A 5,821-nucleotide genomic window follows, 5' to 3' on the forward strand; every position below is an offset into this window, starting at 1 on the left:
GCTTCGGCCAGCTTCTGCGCCATATATTCCGGGTCAAAGTCAGAAAGAGAAGACCGAGGCCTGTCATCCAATGTGTCGTCGTCGCCATAGTAGTCTACCCAGCCTGCCTCCTCCTCCTTCCTCCTCATGAGTCCCGCAGCAGACATTCCTGCCCGGTAACCCTGATCCGTCTGATTTGCTAAATCACGGAAAAGATTCATTCCAGCAGAACCAAGCCCCACCCAGCCTGTAAACTCACCAAGAAAACCCTCGGCAAATCCAGACATCGCATTATCCCAGCTCCAGTCGCCGGAAGTCGTGTTTGTGGCACTGTTGTCCCTCGACGCTCGACCGCCCATCGTGACGGCAAGGTTCCAGAAAGCACTGGCATTGCCGATATCGGGATTCGCCATGGCCGCATAATTGTTCTGGTAACCCTGATTATACTTGTAGTATTCGGCGAACGTATTCACTCCCGTGCTGCTCACGCTCGATATGATATCTTTTGCATAATCGTTCTGGATACCAAATCCTTTGATAACTCCTTCTGAAATACCCGCCGATAGCGCTCCTGTTCCCATATTCTGCCAGAAGGCATCCCCGTTCGAGCCAGAAAGAGTCCAGCCGGTGATGTTACCGTGGTCATTATATGAGAAGCCTGCACCGATAGAACTTGCACTTGTGTTAATGGCGGCGGCCATCAATCGATCAGCCGCCGATACATTCGCACCGGAAGTCAGGTATAGACGCAATTCCTATAGCCGTTCCCACAGCGGCACGGTCATTCATCACCGCATCGCGCTTGCCGGTCTTCGTGTCCACCTAGATTGAGTTCCCTGCCGCAATAATGGCGGCGCCTACAGCGACACCGACGACGCTCCAGCTCGTTGCAACAGCAACCGCTGTGCCAAGGGCATTGGCCATTCCCTTGAAAGCCCCAAGCAACTGCGCCTCCCACATGTAACCCTCGCCTGTTCCGTATACCTCTGACGCAACCCTTACGTTCTGCATGGCCGTCGCGATCATCGTCACCGGGTTAAACTGATTCACCGTCGCCGTAAGCGGATCAATCGATCCGGCCATGCGCTCCATGCGCCCGGCGTCTTTGCCATCTATATATCGGTTCACAAGATCGAGCTTGTTATAAAAGCCCAGATAGATGCCGCTCGGGCGATTCCCGCCGTCGCCTAATTCACCGAAGCCGGGGTCATTCACATACTAACGACTCAGGGCGCCCCGGTTAGTACCAATGCCTGCCGCATTCGTTCATGCCTCCAACCGTCGGGCTCTTGCGGCGAGGAACTCCCCGCTATAAACGCAGGCAAAGGGAGCAACAGAAAGGCCAGTCAGCGGGTCCCCTCTTCGCCGCGGCGATCCCTGGCGCGGGATTCGTCTGGAGAATCTACTGGCGTTATCAGAGAGTCGTGCCTAACCGAAAAAGAGTTATCGCACAGATCGAAGCGGTCTTCTCTAATAACATGTCCGAGGCCGGAAACAAGACCATGAAATACGAGTATCTCTTCCCACAGAAACCTTATTTTTATGGTCACGTTATCCGTATTCTCGAAAAGACCTTGAGTTTAACAGTCGGCCTCACGGACAGCTCTACGGTCTTTCTCCCGACGACGTTCTCGTGGGAAAGATGCCCGATGAACGGCTCAATCGAGCAGGCGAGAGCGAACCGACCGGAAATCAATAGAAATCAGGTCTACGGTTTCTGCTGATAACACAGGAAAGCCGTTAACTGATCGCAGATCACCGACCTGCTTGCCGCTTACCCTATTTTCTCATGTCTCGAATCATCCTTGAAAGCATGTTCGGATATTCGGACGCCTTTCATTCATTTTTACACGCAAGCGTGGAGGAGGCAAAATCGTTACCGCCCGTCTGTCCACTTCCCCTCACGAATTAATTTACCTTCGCTGTTATACTGCTTCCCGCTTCCATCAGGCTTTCCAAATCGGAACTGACCTACATACACATCATGAAAACCCCAAACAGACGAATAATGCGTACCGTCTACCCAAACTATACTACCGTGACCGACTCCATCCCAGAGCGGTTTTAAACAATCACCAGCAAAACAAAACATGTCCCTACTTATCCAGCGCCCTTCATAAACCCTGCCGGAGTTTAGCGTCAAAACTCCTTTTGTGGGCTTGCCCTTTTCAAAGTCTCCGCGAAAAACGGAGACTCTTGAACTTCCCTCATACAGCTCCAAAACACCGTGGCCTTCAAAAACACCATCAGCAAATTCCCCCCGATAACACTTCAACAGAAATGAATCAGAATAGCAAAGCGGCTCCACCGCCTGCCCTTCGATTTCATCCTTATCAATCTCATGCTCTGATGGTCGGGCACAGGCAGCGATCCCTATTATCATGCAAAACTGGAGCATTCTTTTTATATCGAACATCATTTCGGCCTGTAGTAAAAACCGGTTCGTATATACGCCTGAAATATGGGGTTATCATACTGCCGCGCATAAGGGCCGGTCCCTATTGTATTCTTTGCATTATAAGTATATACGCCTGGTCCATTAGCATCTAAAAAACCTGATCTACTCTCAGCCAGTACTAACAGCTCTCCAGGCTTATACTCGACCACTTGAGCAGTATGCAACATATATGTACCCCCATTGCCACTAAGATTGGGTGTTCCATAGCTATTCGGTCCAGCGGGCAACAATACCATCATACCTGGTTCGATAAGCCCCTTGGCGGCCGCATCGGGAACGAATTCATAATCGCGTCCATTAAAGCTCATATTACTCGGACCATTCATATAAGGACCACCGGTCGTTGGGTTAGTGCCGGTAAATCTCTCCTTAAAGGCTTTCTCGTATTCAGTATATGATCCCCCGAATTGCGGAACAACACCATCGCCCGTATGTGTCCATGCTTCAGCCCAAGACACATTGGTGTTGCCTTGAGCTACATAATGAGCAAGCGATACAAAAGCAGAACAATCAATCGTCGCTAAATTTTTCCCATTAAAACGGGCGACAATGGTCACTTGGCCGTCCGCTCCCACGACCGCCTCAGGGACAAAAAAACTCCCATTCATGCTCGTGCCATTAACGTTGTATTTCTGCACTGGATTATTTGCTCCATAAGTAAGGCCACGCCCTCCACCTTTTGCGTCCAGATGGCTTGCTAGACCCCGTGCTATCACAGCACTGATTTGATGCTCCTTAGCACCGGATTCCCTCATAACATCGGCAACGTTCTTGTAATGCGACACAAGTACCTGATTATATACTCCTTGATCCGTTATTTCGCGCCCATTGCTGTCAAAAAGTTTATTCTGATTCCCGGCAGGCTTGCTGATCTGTTGTAGTTGCATTCCATTACCCACGATTGCAATCGTCTCAACTCCGTCCCGACCATTGCAGTTATAGCGCAATTCGCCCGGGCTGTCTGTTCTCGTGTAAACCTTTCCATCCTTCGTAACAAAGCGTTCTGGTTGTAGCTCCTGCACATCGTGCATGCTGTCTACATGCAACGGCGCATCCTGGCTTTTCATCATCTGTCGGAACAGGGCCTCGGGCACCCTTGCTTTCCACTGACGAGCCGTCTCTGCTGTTCCAAACTTAACAAGATAGTTGTGAACAAGAATCGCAGCACTACCAACAAAATAAGTGTGCCTCGACTCGAGGTGAATATTGAATACTTCAGCGTCTACGAACCGTCGAGTGATTGACTCAATTCTCAATCCCGGGCCATGCAAGGTTACAGAACGATCCCCAACTCTCAGATCGCGCGCCCTAACCCATCCCCTCTCTTCAATGAAGAACGGATGATTCCACGTTGTTTCAATGATATTTCCCCCTTCGTAGATGACGTCATAAAGTTCATCAGTAGTTCTCCGAATCACGGATGCCACCCGAATTGGGCCAATTTCTCCGCTATACTCATCCCAGCTCATCACTTCATCACCGACAGCTATCTCTTCTATGCTCTTTGAAATTGCACCTATTATTACTGGTGTCTGCGCAGTAAAGCATACTCCAACCTCACGAATTTGTCTATCAACATCAGTCTCCCAGTTCCACCGCTCGCCATTTGAATCAGCAGTGACGAAATTCCCAGCCTTCTCCCAGAATCCACCCTCCGAGAAGCCCGTGACATACTTCAGACCATCCCACACCGCCCCCAGTCCCTCGCCAATCACGCCTGCCAGCGCTCCGTAACCGCCAAGAGTGCTCATGCCGCCTTCCCAGAATCGGCCCCAGGCAGTGTCGGCGGCTTGCTCAGGCGCATCATAGAAGAGTTCGCCATTCTCACGACGACCGAACACGCCGGCTCCAGTGATCAGGTCGAGCACACGCTGCGTCCTATTAAAATCGTTGGCATCCTTTGCCCAATCAGCAAGATCGTTCTGCCAGTCTCGGGATTGAGACTGCATCATCGTGCCAAGTACGCTGCCCAGATCTGAGAAATCAGATTCCGCCATCGCAGCGTAGTTGTTATCATGACCGGCATACATTTTACCATACTGCACCGTCATATGCATTCCCGTGGAAAAAATCGAGCGAGTCAAGTCGCTTGCCAGAGTTCCTTGCTGTAACTTCATAGCGCTTGCCGTGCCTGCCGATGCAAACGCTATGGCCGTGCCGATAAGAGCATTATCCCCACGCTCCCCTGACAGGCTCCAGTGGCCTGTATAACGACCATCGCTGTCATATTCCATTCCAGAATTCACGAGATTCAGGCCGGTCATAGTCGCCATCGCATAAGCGCTGCCCGCCTTCGTTGCTGCCGCAGCTGCGTTTGCAGCGGCAACGGCTCCCTGACTCGCTGCGGCATTTCCTGCGGCAACGGCATTGCCGGCTACAGCGCCGCCAGTCGCTCCACCTACCACATCGACCAGCGTATTCATCGCCCCCTGATCCGTCATCTGATAGCTGCGTTTGCCCGTTTTCGGATCAACGTGGATCGAGTTGCCGGCAGCGCTCAGTGCAGCGCCGACGGCGATCATAATACCACCGACGACAGTCCCCGGTCCCGGAACAAACTGCGCTGCTGTACCCGCCGCTACAAGAATCGAGCCGCCAACCCGCAGAGGCATCACAGAGGCCTGCAGCAACTGCGCCTCCCACATGTAACCCGCGTCCTTACCGTAAACCTCTGAGGCGACTCGCACATTCTGTATCGAGGTCGCAAGCATCGTCACCGGATTGAACTGATTCATCGTCGCCGTGAGGGGATCAATTGATCCCGCGATGCGCTCCATTCTGTCTGCGTTCTTACCGTCGATATATCGGCTCACAAGATCCAGCTTGTTATAGAATCCAAGATAGATGCCACTCGGACGATTCCCGCCATCGCCTAACTCACCGAAACCCGGATCAGCCAGATACTTCAAGACGTCCAATCCTGTTACGTTTTCTCCCATGCCGAGTTTCTTCTGCTCTTCCGCTCCAAGATGTGGAGCAGCCTGCCCGATCTGCGAGACAAACTCGCTCGATCCCGCCGGCTTACCGATCCACCATGCTAAGTCGCCGATTGACTTTTTTATCTTTAGAATTCTTCCGCTCTGAGGTCGTTCCCGTCCCCATGATCTTCTCAAAGGCCTTCTGGAGTATCAGCTTCTGGACCGAGAAGAATGATTCTACCTGTACCGTATCGGCGGCTTCAAGGAACGACGGTAGATCAGACATGATCTCGTCGCGGCTTTTCTCGATCATGTCGCCGCTCGAGTTACGGAGCAAGGCTCCGCCATAGCCATCTCCAATAGAGGAGAGGAACCCATCAAGGGCTGCCTTACCGTCATACCACTGATACGCCTCTACCATGCCGACCGCCGTTGAGACGAGTTTACTCTGCTTGATAAACGTATT

Annotated in this window: 5 protein-coding genes; all 5 read right to left on the reverse strand. The window is 51.9% G+C overall.

Annotated features, from left to right (window positions below; translation table 11 throughout):
• A partial coding sequence (locus LEPIL_RS23640; protein WP_002769409.1) for a hypothetical protein occupies nucleotides 1–680 on the reverse strand: 680 nt, incomplete at its 3' end.
• Between the two features lie 121 nt (nucleotides 681–801).
• On the reverse strand, nucleotides 802–1,194 hold the full coding sequence (locus tag LEPIL_RS01895; RefSeq protein ID WP_002769410.1) for a hypothetical protein: 393 nt from the start codon (nucleotides 1,192–1,194) through the stop codon (nucleotides 802–804).
• A gap of 661 nt (nucleotides 1,195–1,855) precedes the next feature.
• Nucleotides 1,856–2,398, reverse strand: coding sequence for an MORN repeat-containing protein (locus LEPIL_RS01905; protein ID WP_002769412.1), 543 nt, complete (start codon nucleotides 2,396–2,398; stop codon nucleotides 1,856–1,858).
• A complete protein-coding gene (locus tag LEPIL_RS01910; protein WP_002769413.1) occupies nucleotides 2,395–5,376 on the reverse strand; it encodes a Hint domain-containing protein in 2,982 nt (993 codons plus the stop codon). Before LEPIL_RS01910 ends, LEPIL_RS01905 begins: the two co-directional genes overlap by 4 nt.
• An 82-nt stretch (nucleotides 5,377–5,458) precedes the next feature.
• A partial coding sequence (locus LEPIL_RS01915; RefSeq protein ID WP_002769414.1) for a hypothetical protein occupies nucleotides 5,459–5,821 on the reverse strand: 363 nt, incomplete at its 5' end.

It is taken from the genome of Leptonema illini DSM 21528, assembly GCF_000243335.1.
Taxonomy (GTDB): Bacteria; Spirochaetota; Leptospiria; order Leptospirales; family Leptonemataceae; genus Leptonema; species Leptonema illini.